This is a genomic window from Trabulsiella guamensis ATCC 49490 (assembly GCF_000734965.1).
Taxonomy (GTDB): domain Bacteria; phylum Pseudomonadota; class Gammaproteobacteria; order Enterobacterales; family Enterobacteriaceae; genus Trabulsiella; species Trabulsiella guamensis.
Genome location: NZ_JMTB01000095.1, coordinates 1 through 20,725 on the forward strand (window position 1 = coordinate 1; position 20,725 = coordinate 20,725).

21 protein-coding genes are annotated in these 20,725 nt (G+C 51.9%); 11 read left to right on the forward strand and 10 right to left on the reverse strand.

The features are described 5' to 3' along the window. From GTGU_RS25810 to GTGU_RS15570, 4 genes are all read left to right on the forward strand, one after another. On the forward strand, positions 1-1,102 hold a 1,102-nt coding region (locus GTGU_RS25810), incomplete at its 5' end, for a bacteriophage T4 gp5 trimerisation domain-containing protein (protein ID WP_425427478.1). Positions 1,103-1,155: 53 nt separating this feature from the next. Continuing rightward, positions 1,156-1,995 carry a hypothetical protein gene (locus GTGU_RS15560; RefSeq protein ID WP_156964190.1) on the forward strand — a complete coding sequence of 280 codons (840 nt, stop codon included), beginning with the start codon at positions 1,156-1,158 and terminating at the stop codon, positions 1,993-1,995. Beyond that, entirely contained in the window at positions 1,992-2,735 is a 744-nt protein-coding gene (locus GTGU_RS15565) for a TIGR02594 family protein (RefSeq protein ID WP_038158924.1), read from the forward strand. The genes GTGU_RS15560 and GTGU_RS15565 overlap by 4 nt, the downstream gene beginning before the upstream one ends. Then, positions 2,732-3,448 carry a hypothetical protein gene (locus tag GTGU_RS15570; RefSeq protein WP_038158927.1) on the forward strand — a complete coding sequence of 239 codons (717 nt, stop codon included), beginning with the start codon at positions 2,732-2,734 and terminating at the stop codon, positions 3,446-3,448. The genes GTGU_RS15565 and GTGU_RS15570 overlap by 4 nt, the downstream gene beginning before the upstream one ends. Positions 3,449-4,341: 893 nt before the next feature. Here the strand turns inward: GTGU_RS15570 and GTGU_RS15575 are convergent. Further along, entirely contained in the window at positions 4,342-5,607 is a 1,266-nt protein-coding gene (locus GTGU_RS15575; RefSeq protein ID WP_038159173.1) for a 4-aminobutyrate--2-oxoglutarate transaminase, read from the reverse strand. A 117-nt stretch (positions 5,608-5,724) separates the two neighbouring features. Here GTGU_RS15575 and pdxR point away from each other — a divergent pair, with 117 nt between their 5' ends. Further along, positions 5,725-7,191, forward strand: coding sequence for a MocR-like pyridoxine biosynthesis transcription factor PdxR (pdxR, locus tag GTGU_RS15580; protein WP_038158930.1), 1,467 nt, complete (start codon positions 5,725-5,727; stop codon positions 7,189-7,191). A gap of 46 nt (positions 7,192-7,237) precedes the next feature. On the opposite strand, the gene rpoH is transcribed toward pdxR, so the two are convergent. The 4 genes from rpoH to ftsY all read right to left on the reverse strand — a co-directional run bounded on the left by rpoH (position 7,238) and on the right by ftsY (position 11,489). Further along, a complete protein-coding gene (gene rpoH / locus GTGU_RS15585; RefSeq protein WP_038158933.1) occupies positions 7,238-8,092 on the reverse strand; it encodes an RNA polymerase sigma factor RpoH in 855 nt (284 codons plus the stop codon). A gap of 256 nt (positions 8,093-8,348) precedes the next feature. Further along, positions 8,349-9,407 (reverse strand): permease-like cell division protein FtsX, encoded by a 1,059-nt coding sequence (ftsX, locus tag GTGU_RS15590; protein ID WP_038158936.1) that lies wholly within the window; start codon positions 9,405-9,407, stop codon positions 8,349-8,351. Beyond that, positions 9,400-10,065: a cell division ATP-binding protein FtsE gene (ftsE, locus tag GTGU_RS15595; RefSeq protein WP_038158940.1), complete on the reverse strand. Its 666-nt coding sequence runs from the start codon at positions 10,063-10,065 to the stop codon at positions 9,400-9,402. Before ftsE ends, ftsX begins: the two co-directional genes overlap by 8 nt. 2 nt (positions 10,066-10,067) lie before the next feature. Beyond that, positions 10,068-11,489: a signal recognition particle-docking protein FtsY gene (gene ftsY, locus GTGU_RS15600; protein WP_038158942.1), complete on the reverse strand. Its 1,422-nt coding sequence runs from the start codon at positions 11,487-11,489 to the stop codon at positions 10,068-10,070. A 185-nt stretch (positions 11,490-11,674) separates the two neighbouring features. Between ftsY and rsmD the strand changes: the two genes are divergently transcribed. Together rsmD and GTGU_RS15610 are read left to right on the forward strand one after the other, a co-directional pair. Further along, a complete protein-coding gene (gene rsmD, locus GTGU_RS15605; protein ID WP_038158945.1) occupies positions 11,675-12,271 on the forward strand; it encodes a 16S rRNA (guanine(966)-N(2))-methyltransferase in 597 nt (198 codons plus the stop codon). Then, a complete protein-coding gene (locus GTGU_RS15610) occupies positions 12,261-12,536 on the forward strand; it encodes a DUF1145 family protein (RefSeq protein WP_038159176.1) in 276 nt (91 codons plus the stop codon). Before rsmD ends, GTGU_RS15610 begins: the two co-directional genes overlap by 11 nt. 89 nt (positions 12,537-12,625) lie before the next feature. Here GTGU_RS15610 and GTGU_RS15615 read toward each other — a convergent pair whose 3' ends face one another. The 3 genes from GTGU_RS15615 to GTGU_RS15625 form a co-directional block, all read right to left on the reverse strand. Continuing rightward, complete coding sequence (locus tag GTGU_RS15615; RefSeq protein ID WP_156964192.1) at positions 12,626-13,135, reverse strand: DUF1240 domain-containing protein; 510 nt, start codon at positions 13,133-13,135, stop codon at positions 12,626-12,628. A gap of 1 nt (position 13,136) precedes the next feature. Continuing rightward, positions 13,137-14,018, reverse strand: a complete 882-nt coding sequence (locus GTGU_RS15620) for a hypothetical protein (RefSeq protein WP_038158948.1) — start codon at positions 14,016-14,018, stop codon at positions 13,137-13,139. A gap of 245 nt (positions 14,019-14,263) precedes the next feature. Further along, complete coding sequence (locus GTGU_RS15625) at positions 14,264-14,623, reverse strand: DUF2500 domain-containing protein (RefSeq protein WP_038158951.1); 360 nt, start codon at positions 14,621-14,623, stop codon at positions 14,264-14,266. A gap of 141 nt (positions 14,624-14,764) precedes the next feature. On the opposite strand from GTGU_RS15625, the gene GTGU_RS15630 reads away from it, so the two are divergent. Both GTGU_RS15630 and zntA read left to right on the forward strand, forming a co-directional pair. Then, positions 14,765-15,391: a lysoplasmalogenase gene (locus GTGU_RS15630; protein ID WP_038158953.1), complete on the forward strand. Its 627-nt coding sequence runs from the start codon at positions 14,765-14,767 to the stop codon at positions 15,389-15,391. A gap of 77 nt (positions 15,392-15,468) precedes the next feature. Further along, positions 15,469-17,670 (forward strand): Zn(II)/Cd(II)/Pb(II) translocating P-type ATPase ZntA, encoded by a 2,202-nt coding sequence (gene zntA / locus GTGU_RS15635; RefSeq protein WP_038158956.1) that lies wholly within the window; start codon positions 15,469-15,471, stop codon positions 17,668-17,670. 49 nt (positions 17,671-17,719) lie between these two features. Here zntA and tusA read toward each other — a convergent pair whose 3' ends face one another. After that, positions 17,720-17,965, reverse strand: a complete 246-nt coding sequence (gene tusA / locus GTGU_RS15640) for a sulfurtransferase TusA (protein WP_038158959.1) — start codon at positions 17,963-17,965, stop codon at positions 17,720-17,722. A gap of 169 nt (positions 17,966-18,134) precedes the next feature. On the opposite strand from tusA, the gene GTGU_RS15645 reads away from it, so the two are divergent. Next, on the forward strand, positions 18,135-18,800 hold the full coding sequence (locus GTGU_RS15645; RefSeq protein ID WP_038158962.1) for a 7-cyano-7-deazaguanine/7-aminomethyl-7-deazaguanine transporter: 666 nt from the start codon (positions 18,135-18,137) through the stop codon (positions 18,798-18,800). A 73-nt stretch (positions 18,801-18,873) separates the two neighbouring features. Beyond that, positions 18,874-19,431 (forward strand): DcrB family lipoprotein, encoded by a 558-nt coding sequence (locus GTGU_RS15650; RefSeq protein ID WP_038158965.1) that lies wholly within the window; start codon positions 18,874-18,876, stop codon positions 19,429-19,431. On the opposite strand, the gene GTGU_RS15655 is transcribed toward GTGU_RS15650, so the two are convergent. Beyond that, a complete protein-coding gene (locus tag GTGU_RS15655) occupies positions 19,432-20,652 on the reverse strand; it encodes an MFS transporter (protein ID WP_038158968.1) in 1,221 nt (406 codons plus the stop codon). Between the last annotated feature and the right edge of the window lie 73 nt (positions 20,653-20,725).

Below are 20,725 nucleotides of genomic sequence, written 5' to 3' on the forward strand. Positions count from 1 at the left end.
ATATAAGGGCAGCGGCTTTAATGAACTGCGGTTTGAGGATGCGACCGGGAATGAACAGCTGTACCTGCATGCACAGAAGAACATGGACACTGAGGTACTGAACAACCGCACCACGGAGGTGAAGGTGGACCATACCGAAACCATCGGCAATAACCAGCAGATTACCGTGGGACTGGGGCAGACGGTGACGGTGGGTAAGGAGAATGCCGGAGGCAATGACCAGACGGTAACGGTGGCCCACGACCAGAGACTCACGGTACGGAATGACCGGACACTGACGGTCAGCAAGGACCATCTCATCCGCACGGGCAATGACGAATCGCTGTATGTGGCCCGGGACAGAAAGGTCACGGTGGAGGGGAAACAGGAGCACAGCACCACGGGTGACCATCTCAGTCAGGTAAAGGGGAACCTCAGCCTGACGGTGAAGGGGGACCTGGCACAGAAGGTGTCCGGCGCGCTGGGGTTCAGTGCGCAGGGTGAGATTGTGCTGAGCAGTAACAGTCAGATTACCCTGCAGTCGGGAAGTTCGTTCATTGTGATACACCCGGGCGGGGTGGATATCAGCGGACCGCTCATCAACCTGAACAGCGGAGGGAGTCCGGGGACAGCGGTTCAGCCATTGCTGCCCGGAGCTCTGGCGATGAAAAAGGACGATGGCATTGCAGATGCTTCGTCCGGAGATGATGAAAGGGAGGCACAGAACAATGCTGAGGAGCAACCAGCACCTGAAGAGGAGAAAGAACAGGCGCAACAGAGCCTGAGATTTGCTTTGCCGGAATATTGTGTCGGTCAGTCTTACATTTTGCAGAATAGGGCTGGCGATATTATCTCTCAGGGCGCTCTCAGTGAGGATGGCCGCACACCCCGGGTTAAATCAGATAAACCGGATGAGTTCAGATTAACCGTTGGTGAGGAAAGCTGGGCAATTCAGGAACTGGCGGTAATCAGCAGTGCAGGAGATGGCATTTCCGAAGAGGCAGCAGACAACAATACGCCCTATGCAGACCCTTATCTCGATAAACTGGACGATGACGAAGGCAATTTCCTGCCATCAGCGCTGATTGAAAATATTGTCGGTAATATTAACGGCGATGAGTGACTGCAATGCACTGAGGCAACCAGTTCTGTGAAATATTCGGGAGAATGATAAAAATGAAATATATTCGTGCAAAACACGACAGGGATTTACTGACCGTTGAGTTCGTTGCGGAAGACGGTGCCCGGTATTTACGCAGTGGTGGTACAATATGCTGGCGCTTTTTTAACCCCGGGAATATCAGACCATCAAGGACATCTGTCTGTAATGCGCTAAAAATCGGTACAGGCGATACAAAAAGTGGCCGCTTTATGATTTTCCCGGATTATGACACGGGATGGAAGGCGTTAAAAAAATTACTGCGAGTATCCTATAAAGATTCAATGGTCAGAGACGTTGCCCGGGCTTACGCCCCGACAGGAGACGGAAATGACCCGGAGAAATACACCAGGTTTATCGTCAGAAAAGCCGTGGTTAATGCAGATGATTATATACGGGATATGGATAATGTAACCCTTGAACGCGTTATGGAAGCGATTAAGCAGATGGAGGGTTATTATAATAAAGAGGAGACACAACAAGAGAATGTCATTCAGGCGACAAACATTACAATTTCAGATGGTAACAAACCGCTGGCTAATGAAAAAGTAAAGGTTGTTATTGATCAGTGCACCTATGAATGGAGTACGAATCAATATGGAGAGCTGCCACCAATTGCTCATCTGCCGGGCAGAAACAAGATAGAAATTATTGGTGCTGGTCCTGATGGAACAGAGGACATTGTTTACTCGGCTACGGCGGGAACAGCAAGTCAGAACGTATTACTGTTGAAAAATTTTCAGATTTTTACGGCAAAAACAGATATTCATGGAGAAGGAGAGAAAACAACCACGATATACACCGTAAAAAAAGAGATACGCTCGGCAGGATTGCCAGAGATTTACGGACTACAGTGAAAAGACTGGCAGATTTGAATGGTATTAAAGATGTGAATGTGATTTCCGTAGGGCAGCAACTCAAAATACCGGATGGCATCAGTAAACCGCAGGAAGTCACATCTGCTCAGCGTGGTACACAGGCAGTCCCGACAGGGACTTCTGATAAAGGATATCCGCAGGCGAACGTTGGTAACAGTGCAGAACAGGCCCCATGGATGAAAATCGCGCTAGAACAGGCAAAACTTTGGGCAGGGAAATATGAAACAGAGATCTCTCGCTCAACCAATTATCATAAGGAGATCGGTATAAATTTACCCTCTTTGGTTGGTGATAATAACGCTTGGTGTGCTTCCTTCGTTAATTATTGTCTTATAAGCGCTAATCCAGCATACAAAAAAAGTAATAAACCCGCTCGGGCCTTATCATTTTCGACTGATTCGATAAATTTTAAAAAAATAGATTCTCCAGTATATGGCGCAATAGCATGTTTCAAGCGAAAGAAAGGAGGACATGTCTGTTTTGTTGTTGCAAATTCCGATCAGACGCCAGGAAATATTATAGTTTTGGGTGGGAATCAAAGTGACTCTATTAATTTTGTTGATAGAAGTCTCCGTGGACTGGTTGGCTTATATGTACCAACCACTTATTTTATGCTTGCTGAGCATGATCTTGTTAGTGAAGAACTCGTTACAGGAAATGCTGACGACTTCAATGCCAGTTTGAATATTGATATAACAACTGATGGAAGTGAATCATGACTTTTCAAATTAAAATAGGAATATTACTATCTTTATTTTCGCTTTCTGCTATTGCAAGCATTGATGAAAGTGCCTTGCGTTATATCAAAAATAAATACAGCTACTTAGAACATGCTAAATTATCAATTGAAATTATGGAAAATTATAAAAACTACACGTATTTTTGTGGAGTGGCCGTCGATCAGGAAGGGGATCTCGTTGCTTCAGATGGAAAAGTCGAGGTGTATGATATGATTATAAGAAAAGATGAAAATGATGGCTGGAAAGATGTGGCGAATTTTAATTCATTTTCGACTTTTGAGAACATTGAATGTCGATTAAATAGTGGACGACTAAAGAACTTTATCTTAACGCCCATTAATGAAAACCAGGTATGTAAAGACCTTACAAAGAAAGATCCGGAACGAATGGCAATATTGAATACCCTCAGAGTGGGGGTATATGATAAATTTGTTGTTAAGAGACTATGTGCAACTTCATCTTTTGCCTATTTTTGCGGAGCGGCTCAGGATGCTGATGGATATTTAATTGGAACAGATGAAGCCTTAGATGTTCAGGATGTTATTTTAAAAAAAGACGTAAAGCATAAATGGCAACAGGTAAAAGACTTTGGCTCACTTGCTTCTTCTTTAAAAAAAATAAACTGTCATTTTGATAATAAAGGACTGTTAGAAAACTCTACATTAGAAAAAGCATATGAAACATTCAAATAACAAATAGAATATTAGTTGAAAACTCAAAAATTTACTCTTTAATGGAGTAAAAATCACAACTTTAGAAGGTCAAAATAGCATTGAAAATGGAATTATATTAATGACAGGAATACAGAAAAAAGATGGAGTTTTTTTCTTCCCATATACTAGAAACTGTTTGTACGCAATGCACCGGGATACAGGCAGAGAAGAAACTGATATTATTGTCATTGATAAATAAAATAGCAGAGGTGATTTGTTATAAGCAAATTCAGTCACCTTCTATATAAGATATCGATTACTAAATGATAACATTCAGTAAATCCAGTAAGAACAAAATGACATTTAGCATATTGCCCAAAAAAAACATTTACCGTTTTTTAATGTTGCCATTGTATGCGATTTCAAACCAACCAAGTACATCTAAAAATAAATGGTGACAAAGTTAAATCGTTGTATGACAACAAAGCTGTTGATTGAACGATGATTATTAAGGCTGTAAGCAATCTGTTGCAATAGAACATTAACTTTTATAAGTCACGCATTTAATCATTATGAAACCATCAATCAAACATATATTGCCATTACTTTTTATATTATTTTCTTCTTATGCATTTGCACAGACGAGCATATGTAAGGGAGAACCTCTTTATGGTTATGGGAAAAAATTCTATAATAATACAGTACATGATATTGAACAGATCTACCCATTAGAATCCGAATTAAAAAACAATTCAAATTCATCATTATTGTATGATGAAAGTCAGAAAAATGACATCATCCCCAATTCAAATCGTATCGTCCTGAAGATAGATGGTAATAAAATAGCCAGAAATATAAAATCTGGTTACTAATAAGACAATGAAATTTCAATATAACTATTAAAAAAAGCCGCTCCGAAGAGCGGCGGTGGTTTATCGGGTCAGCGAGCGGTAAATGATATCAAGCGCTTTGCGGAACTGCTCATCCGGGATCGTGAGCGGATAGAGGAAGCGGATGACGTTGCCATACACGCCGCAACTCAGTAGCAACAGCCCCTCTTTCATCGCTTTTTCCTGGAACTGACGAGTATATTCCGGTGAAGGCTGTCCGGTCTGTGGATCGTTAAATTCCACCGCCACCATTGACCCCTGCACGCGGATGTCGGTGATCCAGGCGCACTCCGGTCTGGCTTTATTCAGGACTTCTGTCAGATGCTGACCGAGCTGACTGGCGCGCTGGCACAGGTTCTCTTCTTCAATTACGTCCAGCACGGCATGCGCTGCCGCCACCGCCAGCGGGTTACCCGCATAGGTACCGCCCAGTCCGCCAGGCGCTGGCGCGTCCATCACTTCTGCACGACCTACCACGCCGGAAAGTGGCATCCCACCCGCCAGGCTTTTCGCCATTGTCATCAGATCCGGCTTCACGTCGTAGTGCTGCATGGCGAATAGTTTACCGGTACGGGCAAAACCGGTCTGCACTTCGTCAGCGATCAGCAAAATACCGTGAGTGTCGCACAGTGCGCGCAGCCCCTGAATGAAATCGGCGGGTGCAACGTTGAAACCGCCCTCGCCCTGCACCGGCTCAAGAATGATCGCCGCAACCTGATCAGGCGCGATATCCGCTTTGAAAATCCGATCCAGACTCTTCAGCGCATCGGCAGTGGTCACGCCATGCGCGGCATTGGGATAGACACCGTGATACACCGAACCCGGGAACGGACCAAAACCGATCTTATACGGTGCCACTTTGCCGGTCAGCGCCATGGTCATAAAAGTACGACCATGGAAGCCACCGCCAAAGGTGATAAGGCCAGGGCGGCGGGTATACGCACGGGCAATTTTCACCGCGTTCTCAACGGCTTCGGCACCGGTGGTGAAAAACGCCGTTTTCGCCGGGCCCGCAATCGGTGCCAGCGCGTTAATGCGCTCAGCCAGCGCGACATAGCTTTCATAAGGAACGATCTGGTAAGCGGTATGTGTGAAGGCCTGAAGCTGTTTTTCAATTGCCGCAACTACTTTCGGATGGCGATGACCGGTGTTCAGTACAGCAATCCCGGCGGCAAAATCGATAACTTCATTCCCATCGGTATCCCACAGCGTGGCGTTCTCAGCCTGTTGCGCATAGTAATCGCACATCACACCCACACCGCGCGGCGTTGCCTGTAAACGACGCTGATTCAGTTCGCTATTTTTCATGCTGCTGTTCCCCATCATTGATTCGGTCAGTATTAACAACTTTGAAACAATGTCACGGTTTTACCCCTTAAGCGGTCCTATAATCGAGTACCAGTTTCGAATAATTTAGGGATCCAATTGCGTTCTTTAGTGTGCGATCTCCTGCAGCTGCGGATGGATGAGCAGCGCGAAGGAAAATTACATAAGAAGCTCTATAATGCGATCCGACTGTCAATTCTTGATGGCAGCCTGCCGCCGCAGAGCCGTTTACCCCCCTCGCGCGATCTCGCCGCACAGCTTAAACTTTCGCGAAACACGGTCCTTACCGTTTACGAACAGCTGGGAGCCGAAGGCTATATTGTTTCCTGGTCTGGCAGTGGCACCTTTGTGGCGCAGACGGTGCCGGACAGCCTGTTGTTTGCGTCTCAGCCCTGTGCTGAGGGTGCCCGTAAAACACGTAGTGTGACGTTCTCGCAACGCGGTCAGCGCCTCCTTGAGCATAGCAGCGCCAGCCCGCGTCAGTGGGGCGCATTTCTGCCGGGCATTCCCGACGTCAGCGAGTTCCCGCATACGCTGTTGCGTAAAATCCATCATCACGTTAGCCGCAAACCACTACCAATGCAGTTTTCTTATAGCCCGTCCGGCGGCAGTCCGGCGCTACAACAAGCACTGATGGAGTATCTGCGCGTAGCGCGCTCGGTGCGCTGCATGCCGGATCAAATCCTCATTACCGAAGGCATTCATCAGGCTATTGATCTGGTGTCTCGCATGTTGTGTAACCCGGGCGATCACGCCTGGATTGAAGAGCCTGCCTACTGGGGAATTCGCAATGTGCTGCAGATGAACGGCATAGAGTTGCAGGCGATCGCGGTTGATAAGAGCGGGATGAACCCACCTGAGCGCGTCGAAACACCGCCGCGGCTAATATTCGTCACCCCTTCGCACCAGTATCCGCTCGGCTGTGTTATGAGCCTGGAGCGTCGCCAGCGTTTGCTCGCACTCGCCCATCAGACCGGTAGCTGGATTGTTGAGGATGATTACGACAGCGAGTTTCGCTTCTCCGGCCAGCCCATTCCGGCATTACAGGGGCTGGTGGAAGACGCGCCGGTCATCTACACCGGGACGTTCAGTAAAACGATGTGGCCCGGGCTGCGCCTGGGGTATGTCGTGTTGCCGCAGGTACTGGCGCAAACGCTAAAAACCGCCCATGTGGAGCTGTATCGCGGCGGGCGGCTGCTGGATCAGGCCACGCTGGCGGAATTTATCGCCGAAGGGCATTACACCGCCCACATTCGCCGTATGCGCCTGCTGTACGCCCGCCGACGCCAGCGGCTGGCAGGGTTGATTGTGGCGTATCTGGGAAAAGAAGCGCTCAGTGATTTCAACGACAACGCCGGTTTACACCTCGTGCTGAAACTCGACGACGATAGCGACGACGTGGCGATTGCCCGCGCGGCGAATGAAAAGGGGGTGCTGGTGCGTCCGCTCTCACGCTATTACCTGAAAAAAACGGCGATGCGAGGTTTGCTGATGGGGTTTGCTGCGATGAAAGAAGAAGAGATGGAAGGGGCGTTTAAAGTGCTGCTGAGTTGTATAAAAAAATAAAGCCGGGTGGCGGCTACGCCATACCCGGCCTGTATTTGCGATACGATTACGCTTCGATCGCAGCGCGCAGTTTTTTCATCGCGTTCTTTTCAAGCTGTCGCACGCGCTCGGCGGAAACACCGTAGCGATCGGCCAGCTCCTGCAGCGTGGATTTGTTCTCTTCGTCCAGCCAGCGTGCGCGAATGATATCCTGGCTACGCGCGTCGAGACCTTCCATCGCGTGAGTCAGTTTGTTGGCAGCCTGATCTTCCCAGTTATCCTCTTCAATGCCGTCAGCAAAGTTAGAGGATTTATCCTGCAGATAGAGCACCGGTGCCATCGGCTGGCTGTCGGACTCGTCATCCGACGACATGTCAAAGGTCATGTCTTGTGCCGCCATACGCGACTCCATTTCACGCACATCTTTGCTGGAAACGCCCAGTTCGCGGGCAACCATTTCCACTTCATCCTGGTTAAACCAGCCCAGACGCTGCTTGGTTTTGCGCAGGTTAAAGAACAATTTACGCTGTGCTTTGGTGGTGGCGACCTTCACGATACGCCAGTTTCGCAGCACATATTCGTGAATTTCTGCTTTGATCCAGTGAACCGCGAAGGAGACCAGACGCACACCCACTTCCGGGTTGAAGCGACGCACGGCCTTCATCAGACCGATATTGCCTTCCTGGATCAGGTCAGCCTGCGGCAGGCCATAGCCCGCATAATTACGAGCAACGTGAACAACAAAGCGCAGGTGTGACAGGATCAGCGTTTTAGCTGCTTCCAGATCGCCCTGGTAATGCAGCCTTTCAGCCAGTGCCCGCTCTTCATCAGCCGACAACATCGGCCATGCGTTCGCAGCCCGGATATAAGATTCCAGGTTACCAACGGGGGCTAAAGCTAAATTTTGCATTTCTTTGGTCATTCAAATCCTCTCAATTCGTATCTTCTGAGCTGTACCGTCCCTCTTAGAGGCAACGAGCATGCCAGAACTTATGAGCAACGAGATTAGCATTCACTCTTTTATCAGACAGTGATTTTATCCACAAGTTCATTGCAACCTTGTGGGTAAATTACGCACAAAATGTGACACGGAAATGATAATGCGAGGGAAGAGAGCAACAGGGACTCTTCCCTGCAGAGCGATTTTCGATGCAGGGAAAGAGTATATCAGAATTTTTTTATTCGGGCGTAAAGTGGCGTAAATGTTGTACGGTCGCCAGCCACGCCGCCACCCAGCCAATCATTGCGCTGACCAGCAGTAACAGAAGGCACTCATCAAACGACAGGCCGCTTAGCTCGAACTGGGTCCCAAAAACGGTGGCCACTTCGGTCACCGCCGACGACAGTCGCATCACCAGAATTTCAGACAAAATGAGGGACAAAAACGCGCCAGAGAAACCCAGCAGCGCGCCACCATAGAGGAAAGGCCGCAGGATGAATCCGTCCGTTGCGCCAATCAACTTCTGCACGTTAATGGTATCGCGACGGGCAAAGATGCTCAGACGCACGCTGTTGCCGATGACAAGGAAAACCGCCGCGACCATCAGCACGCCGATCATCGCCGACACGCGACCGACCAGGCCGGTTAACGACGCCAGACGCGCGAACCAGCTGTCATCCATGCGCACCTCATCCACACCGTGAACGCGCGACACGCGATCACGTAGCGTATTCAGCGACCCGGTACTCTGAAAATCCAGTTTCGGAATCACCACCGCAACCGCGGGCAGCGGATTCTCTTCCAGCATATCCAGCGCGCCGCCAAAACCTGACCAGTTACGGAATTCGCCCAGCGCCTCTTCACGCGAGAGATAATTGACTTTCTCAACCCCCTGCTCGGCCTGCAGTTGCGCCACAACCTGCGCGGCGGCGTCGTCATCCAGCGCTTTGTCCAGATACACGGTGATCTGCGGCGAAGGATAATATTGTGCCGCTGCGCTGCTGACGTTCTTGTAAACCATATAGCAGACACTCGGCAGCGTCAGGGAGATAGCGATAACCATAACCGTCAGGAACGTCGCCAGCGGCTTGCTTTTCAGATCCTGCAACGCGCCCTGCCAGGCATAGCGCACCTGCTCATTAAAGACGTTGGTTTTACGGGAGTTAGGCTTCGTCGATGCCCTGGCGCGCTTTGGCGCATTACGGTTGCCATCGCCCTGCCCACTGCCAGAGGAGCGGACGCGGTCAAAGCGATTGCTGAACCGCCGGATATGATTCATTGCCTCGCGTTTATTCACTATGGCCTCCATGCAAATGCCCGTCACTCAGCGTCAGCATGCGATAGGAACGACTGGAGATCAGCCCCAGGTCGTGCGTCGCCATCAGCACCGTGACCCCCACGCGGTTGAACTCTTCAAACAGGCGCAGAATACCTTCCGAAAGCACCTCATCCAGGTTACCGGTAGGTTCATCCGCCAGCAGGACGGCCGGTTTATTCACCACCGCACGGGCGATGCCCACGCGCTGTTGCTCACCGCCGGAAAGCTGAATCGGGAGACTTTTCGCTTTATCAAGCAGTCCGACTTTGTCCAGCGCCGCGGATACACGTCGACGGATGTCATCACCGCTGGCACCAGCGATGATTAGCGGGATCGCCACGTTGTCATAGACGGTTCTGTCCATCAGCAGGTGGTGATCCTGGAAAATCATGCCAATCTGACGCCGCAGAAACGGCACTTCGCGGTTTTTCAGCCGCGTGATGTCGTGGCCGCTAAACAAGATTTTTCCGGCGCTCGGGCGCTCAATCCCACAGATCAGCTTGAGCAATGTACTTTTCCCCGCGCCGGAATGGCCGGTCAGGAACGCCATCTCGCCCGGTTGCAGGTGGAATGTCACCCCCTGCAGCGCTTGTCTCCCACCGAGATAGGCCTTGCTGACATGTTCAAAGCGAATCATTGTTAGTCCTCTCGGGCAAAAAGTGCCTCAATAAAATCGCCCGCATTAAACGGACGTAAGTCCTCTATACGTTCGCCGACGCCGATGTAGCGGATCGGAATGCCGAACTGATCGGCGACGGAGAAGATCACCCCGCCTTTCGCGGTGCCGTCAAGCTTGGTCAATGTGATCCCGGTCAGGCCAACCGCTTCGTGGAACAGTTTTGCCTGGCTAATGGCATTCTGCCCGGTGCTGGCGTCGATGGTCAGCATCACTTCATGCGGTGCCTCTTCGTCGAGTTTTTTCATCACCCGGACGATCTTCTTCAGCTCTTCCATCAGATGCGATTTGTTCTGCAAACGCCCGGCGGTATCGGCGATAAGCACATCGATATTGCGCGCTTTCGCGGCCTGAATAGCATCGAAAATCACCGAGGCGGAATCAGCGCCGGTGTGCTGCGCAATCACCGGTATATTGTTGCGCTGCCCCCAGACCTGCAGTTGCTCAACGGCGGCGGCGCGGAAGGTATCGCCTGCCGCCAGCATTACCGATTTGCCCTGCTGTTCGAACTGACGCGCCAGTTTGCCGATGGTGGTGGTTTTACCCACGCCGTTAACGCCAACCATCAGAATAACAAACGGTGTTTTGCCTTCAATGTTCAGCGGTTCATCCACTTTAGCGAGGATATCGCCCATCTCGTCTTTCAGCAGACCGTACAGCGCTTCAGCATCGCGAAGCTGTTTGCGGGTCGCGCCTTCGGTCAGATTGGTGATGATCTTACGGGTCGTTTCCACACCGACATCGGCAATCAGCAGTTGCTCTTCCAGCTCATCAAACAGATCATCGTCGATTTTTTTGCCACGGAACAGACTGATAAATCCGGAACCAAGATTTTCTTTGGTCTTTAACAGGCTGCGTTTCAGTCGCGAGAAAAAGCCCTCTTTGGTGGGTTTTTCCTGCTCCTGTGGGGCAACGTCCGCTACCGGTTCAGCGTCACCATCGATGGCGTTTTCCGCCGCATCAGCCGCCGCCAGCGCCTGTGCTTCCAGTTCGTCGTCCGATATCACCGGTTGGTCATCTTCCGGCAACGGCAATTCTTCATGCGCGACGTCAACCTGCGTCGTCGGTTCGTCTTCAACAACCTCAGCCACAGGTACGTCCACCGGCTGCGGTTTTTCGCTTTCGACGATCTCTTCCGTCACCCCGACCACATCGTCGGCGAACGCCTCGATTTCTGCTTTACTATGGGGCGTTTCTTCCGCCCCGATGTCAGCGACATCCTCAGCAACTTCGTCAACCACAGGCTCAACAGTCGTTTCTTCTTGTTGTTCTTCCGCTAGCGCCTGCTGTTCGTCTGCCTGCTGTTCAACATTGGTTTCCTGCGCCTGCTCTTTCTGGCCAAAGCCCAGCCAGGAAAACAGGCCACGTTTTTTCTCTTTTGCCATTGGCGACCACACTCCTCGCTGTTGATTCATGGCACAGCCGCCTTATCGCAAACAGGGGGCTGAAAAAAATAATAATTTAGCGGTGTAGTCTACCACTTAACTTAACGCGCATCACCGCATTAAGGTTTCGCCAACCGCCTCTCATCGCTAGAATAGCAGGGGAAAAGAGTGAACTGAGCAATAAAATGAAGAAACCTAATCACGCGGGCAGCGGCCAGATCCGCATTATCGGCGGGCAATGGCGCGGTCGGAAGCTACCGGTTCCGGACAGCCCCGGCTTGCGCCCGACGACCGACCGGGTCCGTGAAACCCTGTTTAACTGGCTTGCACCGCATATGGTCGATGCGCGGTGTCTCGATTGTTTTGCCGGCAGTGGCGCGCTGGGGCTTGAAGCCCTCTCCCGTTATGCCGCCAGCGCCACGCTACTGGAAATGGATCGCGACGTTTCCCGGCAATTACAGAAAAATCTTGCCACACTGAAAGCAAACAACGCTCATGTCGTGAATACCAATTCACTGAACTGGCTGGCGCAACCGGGCACACCGCACGATGTTGTGTTCATTGATCCGCCTTTTCGTAAAGGGCTGCTGGAGGAGACGCTGCATCTGCTTGAAAGCAACGGCTGGCTGGCTGACGACGCGTTGATCTATGTCGAAAGTGAAGTAGAAAACGGTTTACCGCCGGTGCCTGCCAGTTGGGATTTGCATCGGGAAAAAGTGGCGGGACAGGTCGCTTACCGTTTGTATCATCGGGAAACGCAAGGAGAAAACGATGCTGATTAATTTAGGACGCCTGCTGATGCTGTTTGTCTGGGCGTTTCTGCTACTGAATCTGGTGCAGCCGTTTCCGCGTCCGCTGAATATTTTTGTTAATGTCGCACTGGTGTTTATGGTGCTGATGCACGGCATGCAAATGGCGCTGCTGAAAACGACGTTGCCGAAAGACGGCCCAAAAATGACTACCTGGGAGAAGATCCGTATTTTCCTGTTTGGGGTGTTTGAACTGCTGGTCTGGCAGAAGAAATTTAAAGAGCAGATGAAGAAGTAATTTGTGCGTTTTGGCCCGGTAGCGCTTCGCTTACCGGGCCTACGAAACCGTATTATGTTTCTTCATCAAGTGCTGGAATGATTTTTACTTCAATGTGGTTCTACAGAATCCAGTTCGTCTTTTAGCTCCTGAATAGCTTCGGGGGGTTTATTCTTGCGAAGGTATATCACCTGCTCGCAAATTTCTTCGGTTCTGGTGTAGTACGTACCTGAAAAAGGCCCGGAGCGCTCACATAGTACATAATGCGTGCCAAGAGGGTAAAAAACAACGATAAATGAGATGAGGTTACCAATAATAAACACCACACCAAAATAGTGATAGGCGATAGTAATCCCTTTTGCTAAAACCTTAGGTGCCTGAAGCGTTTTCGTAAAAAAAACAAATGAAAAAACGAACACAAAATAACAAATAGCAGGGATGAATAACATCCCAATAAAGCAAGGCCAGAAAAAATAAATGATGCTTCTTGACTCAACTAAATCAATAATGGCTGGTATACTCGCATCGTAGACAATCCATGCAAATCCAATATAACACGCAATCGCCAGCAATAAACCACATCTTTTCTTAACATTCTCGAGAAAATTTTGCGCATACATATCAGTAACTTCCACGCAAGTTTGAATTTGCGAATGGTGATACGTTTCTGGAGTTCCACTCTTCAATTCTCTGTCGTTCCTGGAGTCCTTTTTTAATACCATCTATAAGTTGAGTTGACAGGACATGATCGTTGTCGAATTCATTCAGTTTATAGGCGACATAAACACCTAATACAACAACACAAACTATTTCTCCCCAAACCGGAACGGCCGCGCTCGCTACAAATGTTGATACAGCCCACGCGGAAACACTTCCAACAAATCTGGTAATAAAAACGCCCACAATAACTTTAGCCACATCCATTGTCACATTGCCCAGGAATGCTGCGACATCATGATCGGATCTAAAGATTATCTCGATTAATCTCCAGCATGCCGAAAACCAGATGCAGAACCGGGCTCCTGACACAAGTCCTGTTCGAAACCCGACACTGCCAATACCCAACTTGAGAACGTCAGGATGATTAATTCGGTAACGTGTTCCATTAACAATGCGTCGTAGAGAAGGATAGCCCGTAATCTTCACATACATTTTTCCCTGATACGCATACTGCGTCGCTTTTATCCCAAGCCCTTTTAACGTGAAAACAATCTTTCCGGCCTGCTGATAAGAGAAGAGTTTCGACAGGTTGCTGGTAGCCGAAGCTGCATCTTTAATGTTACCGGCATACGTGGTGGCGATACTGACCGGTTTACTGCGTAATAAATCGTCAATAATGCCTTGAGCCTCATCAAGTGACAGCAACATAATGTGTTGCGTATTACTGTCCAGCTTATTTTTAAGTGCATTGATTTCGCGTTCAAAACGATGAACAAGCGGCCAGTTATTTCCCCTGAGGATATCTTCACGATTATTCCTTACCCAGCCATTATACCCTTCCATAATCGCCCCCACGGAGACTCATATATATTCCCGTAAATTATAAATTTAGACATTTCATATATATAAATTATGAAATGAATTTATAGCGCCCCAATAACAGCGTGAGGAAATAATAGTGAAAGATATCTTGCTGAAAAGTGATACAACCGGGGTTTCTGGCGCCGAAGAATAAATAATCACATCACAGTTATATTTATTGTCAACACTAATGCCCGGTGGCGCTTCGCTTACCGGGCCTACGAAGATTAATGGTCTGCGGTAAATTCCTCAAACCTTGACCCTTTGTAGCTCAGCATTCCTTTATCACCCACGGTCAACTGGTGATACTGTTTTTCATTCAGGCGGAACGTCATCTCCAGCCCGCCGTTTTCCGGTCTGAAACTGACGTCATAACGCAGACTGCTGCCCGCCGGAGCGACAATCTGCTGGCGTGAGCGGCGATCACTCAGCACCTTTTCTCGCTTGTTGCTCACCACTACCCGCTTTTGCATCAGCGGCGCGGCATCGTTGTCTGCCTTTTCACGGCGCTGCTGCACGAAGCGAAACGACGCAGCAACGACAATAATCGCCACCACAATGACAAAAAACAGCGGCATCTTATTCATTCATCAATCCTATAAGAATTTACGCAAATCAGCATATCGCGACATCCCTTGCATTGTCATCCCTGTCCCCGGAGCACTACACTGGAGGGAAGAGCCTTGAGCGTACCGCTCATTCAACAATAACAGATACAGGGACTTACTATGCTTTGGTCGTTTATTGCTGTCTGTTTATCCGGCTGGTTATACGTCGATGCGTCGTATCGCGGCCCCGTCTGGCAACGCTGGGTTTTCAAACCCGTCACCCTGATCCTGCTTCTGCTGTTGGCACTGCAGGCACCGATGTTCGATACCATCAGCTATCTGGTGCTGGCGGGCCTGTGCGCCTCGCTGGTGGGCGATGCGCTAACGTTATTACCCCGCCAGCGGCTGTTATATGCCATCGGCGCGTTTTTCCTGTCGCACCTTCTGTATACCATCTATTTTGCCAGCCAGATGACGCTCTCTTTCTTCTGGCCGCTGCCACTGGTGCTGCTCATCATCGGTGCGCTGCTGATTGCGGTGATCTGGACCCGACTGGAAGAGTTCCGCATGCCAGTGCTGACCTTTATCGCGATGACACTGGTGATGGTATGGCTTGCGGGCGAACTGTGGTTCCTGCGACCCACCAGTCCGGCGTTGTCCGGCTTCCTGGGCGCGGGGTTGCTGCTGGTCGGCAATATCGTCTGGATGGTCAGCCACTATCGCTATCGGTTTAAAGCGGACAACGCAATTGCTGCCGCCTGCTACTTCGCCGGGCACTTCCTGATCGTTCGTTCGCTTTATCTGTAATTAGCGCTTGACTCTGGAGTCGACTCCAGAGTGTATCCTCCGCGTAAATGAGAAAATTATCATTCGCGGAGGACGCCATGTCGACGCCAGAAACAGGCGGCAAAAAAGCCCCACAATTTACGTCATTCAAAATCGCGCCGGTCGTTGAAAAGGTGGATGAATGCTGCTGCGACGGCAGTTGCGATACCCCGGCGACAGTCGCTGAAATGCCCGCCACAGGCACCCGCTACAGTTGGCTGGTCGACGGAATGGACTGCGCCGCCTGCGCGCGCAAAGTCGAAACAGCAGTGCGTCAGGTCAGCGGCGTCAGCCAGGTTCAGGTGATGTTTGCCACTGAAAAACTGCTGGTCGATGCCAGCGGCGACGTACGCTCACAGGTGGAAAATGCGGTAGCCAGCGCCGGGTATTCGCTGCGCACTGAAGACGCCCCTGCAGCGCCTGCGCCATCCCGTTTACAGGAAAACCTGCCGCTGATCCTGCTCATCGTCATGATGGCCGTCAGTTGGGGGCTCGAGCAGTTCAACCATCCACTGGGCAACATCGCCTTTATCGCCACCACGCTGGTCGGGTTGTATCCTATCGCCCGTCAGGCGCTACGCCTGATGAAGAGCGGCAGCTGGTTTGCCATTGAAACGCTGATGAGCGTGGCAGCCCTCGGCGCGCTGTTTATTGGCGCGACGGCAGAAGCGGCAATGGTGTTGCTGCTGTTCTTAATCGGCGAACGGCTTGAAGGCTGGGCGGCGAGCAGGGCGCGTCAGGGCGTTAGTGCATTGATGGCGCTGAAACCCGAAACTGCAATTCGTTTGCGTGACGGTCAACGGGAAACCGTCGCCCGGACCGTGCTGCGCCCGGGTGATGTCATTGAAGTCGCAGCAGGCGGTCGTCTGCCTGCTGACGGTAAACTGATCTCGCCCTTCGCCAGTTTCGATGAAAGCGCATTAACCGGAGAATCGGTGCCGGTAGAACGCACCGCAGGCGACAGCGTCGCCGCCGGGGCGACCAGCGTCGACCGTCTTGTGCAGCTTGAAGTGATCTCCGAACCCGGTGACAGCGCCATCGACCGTATTCTGCGTCTGATAGAAGAAGCTGAAGAGAAACGCGCACCTATTGAGCGCTTCATTGACCGCTTCAGCCGGGTTTATACCCCGGCGATCATGGCCGTCGCCCTGCTGGTCGCTATTGTGCCGCCACTGTTTTTCGCCACTGCCTGGCTGCCGTGGATCTACAAAGGGTTAACGCTGCTGTTGATTGGTTGCCCGTGTGCGCTGGTGATCTCCACGCCTGCGGCCATCACTTCCGGTCTTGCCGCTGCCGCCCGACGCGGGGCGCTGATCAAAGGCGGCGCAGCACTGGAACAGTTAGGCCGCATCAGACATGTCGCGTTTGATAAAACCGGGACGCTGACGGTGGGCAAGCCACGCGTCACCACTATCATCACGACGGACAATATCAGCGAAAACGATCTGCTGGCGCTGACGGCTGCGGTTGAACAGGGTTCCAGCCACCCGCTGGCACAGGCGATTGTACAGGAAGCGCAGCAGCGCCAGTTGATACTGCCGCACGCGACCAACCAGCGTGCGCTGGCAGGGTCAGGTATTGAAGCGGAGGTCAACGGCGAACGCGTGTTGATTTGCGCCGCAGGCAAGTTCCCGGCAGGCGAATATGAAGCACACATTCAGGCACTGGAGAGCACCGGGCAGACGGTAGTGATGGTTTCTCGCAATAGCGCGTTGCTGGGCATTCTGGCGATGCGCGATACGCTGCGCGACGATGCCCGTGCCGCGGTGGATGCGCTGCATCAGCTTGGCGTACAAGGGATGATCCTGACTGGCGATAACCCGCGCGCGGCGGCGGCGATTGCCGGAGAGCTGGGGCTCGATTTCCGTGCCGGACTGCTGCCAGCCGATAAAGTCACCGCGGTGACAGCACTGAACGCCAGCGCGCCGCTGGCAATGGTCGGCGACGGCATTAACGACGCCCCGGCGATGAAAGCTTCCACCATTGGCATTGCGATGGGTAGCGGCACCGATGTGGCGCTGGAAACCGCCGACGCCGCCTTAACGCATAACCGCCTGACCGGGCTGGCGCAGATGATTTGCCTTGCCCGCGCCACCCACGCCAATATTCGTCAGAACATCACGATAGCGCTGGGACTGAAAGCGATTTTCCTGGTCACGACGTTGCTGGGAATTACCGGGCTGTGGCTGGCGGTGCTGGCGGATACCGGCGCGACGGTACTGGTGACCGCCAACGCGCTGAGATTATTAAGGGATAAATAGCATGCCGGGTGGCGGCTACGCCTGACCCGGCCTACGTAAGGAGCCGCGCTCAGTGCCCCTTGCGCAGCAGATAACGATACGGTAACGCGTCAGTCTGCTGCGCCACCAGCTCGTGCTCCATAAAGCGACAAAAACCAGGGATGTCACGCGTGGTGGCCGGATCGTCGGCAATAATCAACAGCGTTTCGCCAGGCTGCATCGTACGCACGGTTTTGCGCACCATCATCACAGGTTCAGGACAGCGGAGCCCTTGCGCATCAAGCGTGTGGTCAGGGCTGGAGAACGAATCGGTCATTGTTATCTCACGTTGCAAAAAACGGCACTAGTTTACGCTGCCGCATTCCTGATGCAAGTGAGGTTAACGATTGCGTGAAAATTAGCCATTGATCGCAGCACAGAACGCAGTACAATCCTGCCTCGAAATACATTGGGTTCCCTCACCCCAACTACTAAAAAGGTCAACAATGAGAACGTTTTCTGTAATGCAGCGCAAAAACGCGCTGATCTGGCTTTCGCTATTTCATCTGCTGGTGATCACCTCCAGTAACTATCTGGTTCAGTTGCCAATCACCATTTTGGGTTTTCACACCACCTGGGGCGCGTTCAGCTTTCCTTTTATCTTCCTTGCCACCGATTTAACCGTGCGTATTTTTGGCGCGCCGCTGGCCCGACGCATTATTTTTGCCGTGATGGTGCCCGCGCTGCTGATTTCGTACGTGGTTTCGGCGCTGTTTTATATGGGAGAATGGCAGGGTTTTGCCGCACTCGGCACTTTCAACCTGTTCGTGGCACGTATCGCTACCGCCAGTTTTATGGCCTATGCGCTGGGGCAAATCCTTGACGTTCACGTCTTTAACCGTCTGCGTCAGAGCCGACACTGGTGGCTGGCGCCGACTGCCTCGACGCTGTTCGGTAACATCAGCGACACGCTCGCCTTCTTTTTCATCGCCTTCTGGCACAGCCCGGATCCCTTTATGGCGGCGCACTGGGTGGAAATCGCGCTGGTCGATTACAGCTTCAAGGTGCTTATCAGCCTGATTTTCTTCCTGCCGATGTACGGCGTTTTGCTGAATATGCTATTGAAAAGGCTGACAGATAAATCTGAATTGTCACCATTGCAGGCGGGGTAAAATTTCACGTCTGCGGTTGTGATAAGATATCTGAATGAGCCATTAATGGCCGTTTATCGAAAGGAAGAAGTCAATGCGCAATTTGGTTAAGTATGTCGGTATTGGCCTGCTGGTGATGGGGCTTGCGGCCTGTGATAACAGCGACACGAAAGCGCCCGCTCAGGGTGCGAATGCGGAAAGCAACGCGTCAGGTCAGCCGGTCAGCCTGCTGGACGGCAAACTCACCTTCTCTCTGCCGGCGGACATGACCGACCAGAGCGGCAAGCTGGGAACACAAGCCAACAATATGCATGTTTACTCTGATGCCACCGGGCAGAAAGCGGTCATTGTGATTGTCGGCGACGACACAAAAGAAGATTTATCTCTGCTTGCGAAGCGTCTTGAAGATCAGCAGCGCAACCGCGACCCGCAATTGCAGGTAGTGACCAACAAATCCATCGAGCTGAAAGGCCACACGCTGCAACAGCTCGACAGCATTATTTCTGCCAAAGGGCAAACGGCCTACTCGTCCGTCGTGCTGGGTAAAGTCGACAACAAACTGCTGACGATGCAGGTCACGCTGCCTGCCGACAATCAGCAGCAGGCGCAGACCGCGGCGGAAAACATCATTAACACCCTTGTCATCCAGTAATTACTCCGCTGACGATGCGGCCTCCGGTTCCGTAACCGGGGGCCATTTTTTTAACCGCCAGACCAGCAACAACGCCACGAGCACCAGCCCCGCCGCCGCCAGGTAAATCATCGATACGCCCGCGTACGCCATCATCAACCCGGCTAGCGGCCCGGTGATCCCGAGCGACATATCCATAAATACCGTGTAAGTCGCCAGCGCGGAGCCCTGATTCTGCTGCGGCACCGCTTTCACCGCCACCACGCCGAGCGCCGGGAAGACCAGCGAGAAGCCTGCCCCCGCGAGGAACGTGCCAATGTTCGCCACCAGGGACGACGCCGCAACGCCTACCAACAGCAGGCCGACAATCTCAATCACAAAGCAGAGCATCGCCACGTTCAGCCCGCCGAGACGGTTAATGCCATTGGGAAACAGCAACCGCGTACCGACAAACGCCACGCTAAAAAAGGTCAACGCCCAGGCTGCGCCATCCCAGCCTCTGGCGTCATAAAACAGGGTGATAAAAGTAGCGATCACGCCAAAACCGGTGGTGGCTAGCGCCAGCGCCATGCCATACAACCAGACACGCCCGAGCACCGCGCGAAACGACATCGGTTTGCCCTTACCCGCTTTCACCGCCGGGCGCGGCAGCGCGCCAAGAATGGCCACCAGCGCCACGGCGATAATGGTCAGCGACAGTCCGTGTAACCCACCGTACTGATAGCAGAGCACACCCAGCGGCGCCCCCATCGCCATCGCGCCGTAGGTCACGATGCCATTCCACGAAATGACCCGCCCGATATGCAGCGATCCCACCATACCCACGCCCCACAGCGTCGAACCGGTACCGGCGAAACTCTGCCCGACACCAAGGATCAGTCGCCCGACGCACAACAGAATAAGACTGAAGATCGGCCAGCCGCTACCGAACCCGGCGAGCAGATAACTGACACCACTGAGGAAACAACCACACAGCCCAAACACCACCACTTTTTTTGGCCCGAGGAGATCGGCATAACGCCCTGCATGAGGGCGGCTGAGCAGCGTGGCGAAATACTGAATACTCACCACCAGCCCCGCCCAGAAGGCGCTGAACCCCATCACGTCATGGACGTAACCGGGCAGCACCGCCAGCGGCAGGCCAATGGTGAGATAGCTGGCAAAATTGAAAATCGCAACAGAGACGATGCGTAAGTTAAGGCGCAAGCCCGTCAGTTCTTGCCCCGAGACGGAGTCAGGCATAGCGTTACCCGGATTTCCACAACTGTGTTGCATTATTGCATGATGAAACGCGTTTTCGCACCGACTTTCAGAC

Bases quoted from the DNA above. Each gene is read 5' to 3' on its own strand.
- GTGU_RS15560 (WP_156964190.1), top strand. From the start codon at position 1,156: ATGAAATATATTCGTGCAAAACACGACAGGGATTTACTGACCGTTGAG.
- GTGU_RS15570 (WP_038158927.1), top strand. From the start codon at position 2,732: ATGACTTTTCAAATTAAAATAGGAATATTACTATCTTTATTTTCGCTT.
- GTGU_RS15575 (WP_038159173.1), bottom strand. From the start codon at position 5,607: ATGAAAAATAGCGAACTGAATCAGCGTCGTTTACAGGCAACGCCGCGC.
- rpoH (WP_038158933.1), bottom strand. From the start codon at position 8,092: ATGACCAAAGAAATGCAAAATTTAGCTTTAGCCCCCGTTGGTAACCTG.
- ftsE (WP_038158940.1), bottom strand. From the start codon at position 10,065: ATGATTCGCTTTGAACATGTCAGCAAGGCCTATCTCGGTGGGAGACAA.
- ftsY (WP_038158942.1), bottom strand. From the start codon at position 11,489: ATGGCAAAAGAGAAAAAACGTGGCCTGTTTTCCTGGCTGGGCTTTGGC.
- rsmD (WP_038158945.1), top strand. From the start codon at position 11,675: ATGAAGAAACCTAATCACGCGGGCAGCGGCCAGATCCGCATTATCGGC.
- GTGU_RS15610 (WP_038159176.1), top strand. From the start codon at position 12,261: ATGCTGATTAATTTAGGACGCCTGCTGATGCTGTTTGTCTGGGCGTTT.
- GTGU_RS15615 (WP_156964192.1), bottom strand. From the start codon at position 13,135: ATGTATGCGCAAAATTTTCTCGAGAATGTTAAGAAAAGATGTGGTTTA.
- GTGU_RS15620 (WP_038158948.1), bottom strand. From the start codon at position 14,018: ATGGAAGGGTATAATGGCTGGGTAAGGAATAATCGTGAAGATATCCTC.
- GTGU_RS15625 (WP_038158951.1), bottom strand. From the start codon at position 14,623: ATGAATAAGATGCCGCTGTTTTTTGTCATTGTGGTGGCGATTATTGTC.
- GTGU_RS15630 (WP_038158953.1), top strand. From the start codon at position 14,765: ATGCTTTGGTCGTTTATTGCTGTCTGTTTATCCGGCTGGTTATACGTC.
- zntA (WP_038158956.1), top strand. From the start codon at position 15,469: ATGTCGACGCCAGAAACAGGCGGCAAAAAAGCCCCACAATTTACGTCA.
- tusA (WP_038158959.1), bottom strand. From the start codon at position 17,965: ATGACCGATTCGTTCTCCAGCCCTGACCACACGCTTGATGCGCAAGGG.
- GTGU_RS15645 (WP_038158962.1), top strand. From the start codon at position 18,135: ATGAGAACGTTTTCTGTAATGCAGCGCAAAAACGCGCTGATCTGGCTT.
- GTGU_RS15650 (WP_038158965.1), top strand. From the start codon at position 18,874: ATGCGCAATTTGGTTAAGTATGTCGGTATTGGCCTGCTGGTGATGGGG.
- GTGU_RS15655 (WP_038158968.1), bottom strand. From the start codon at position 20,652: ATGCCTGACTCCGTCTCGGGGCAAGAACTGACGGGCTTGCGCCTTAAC.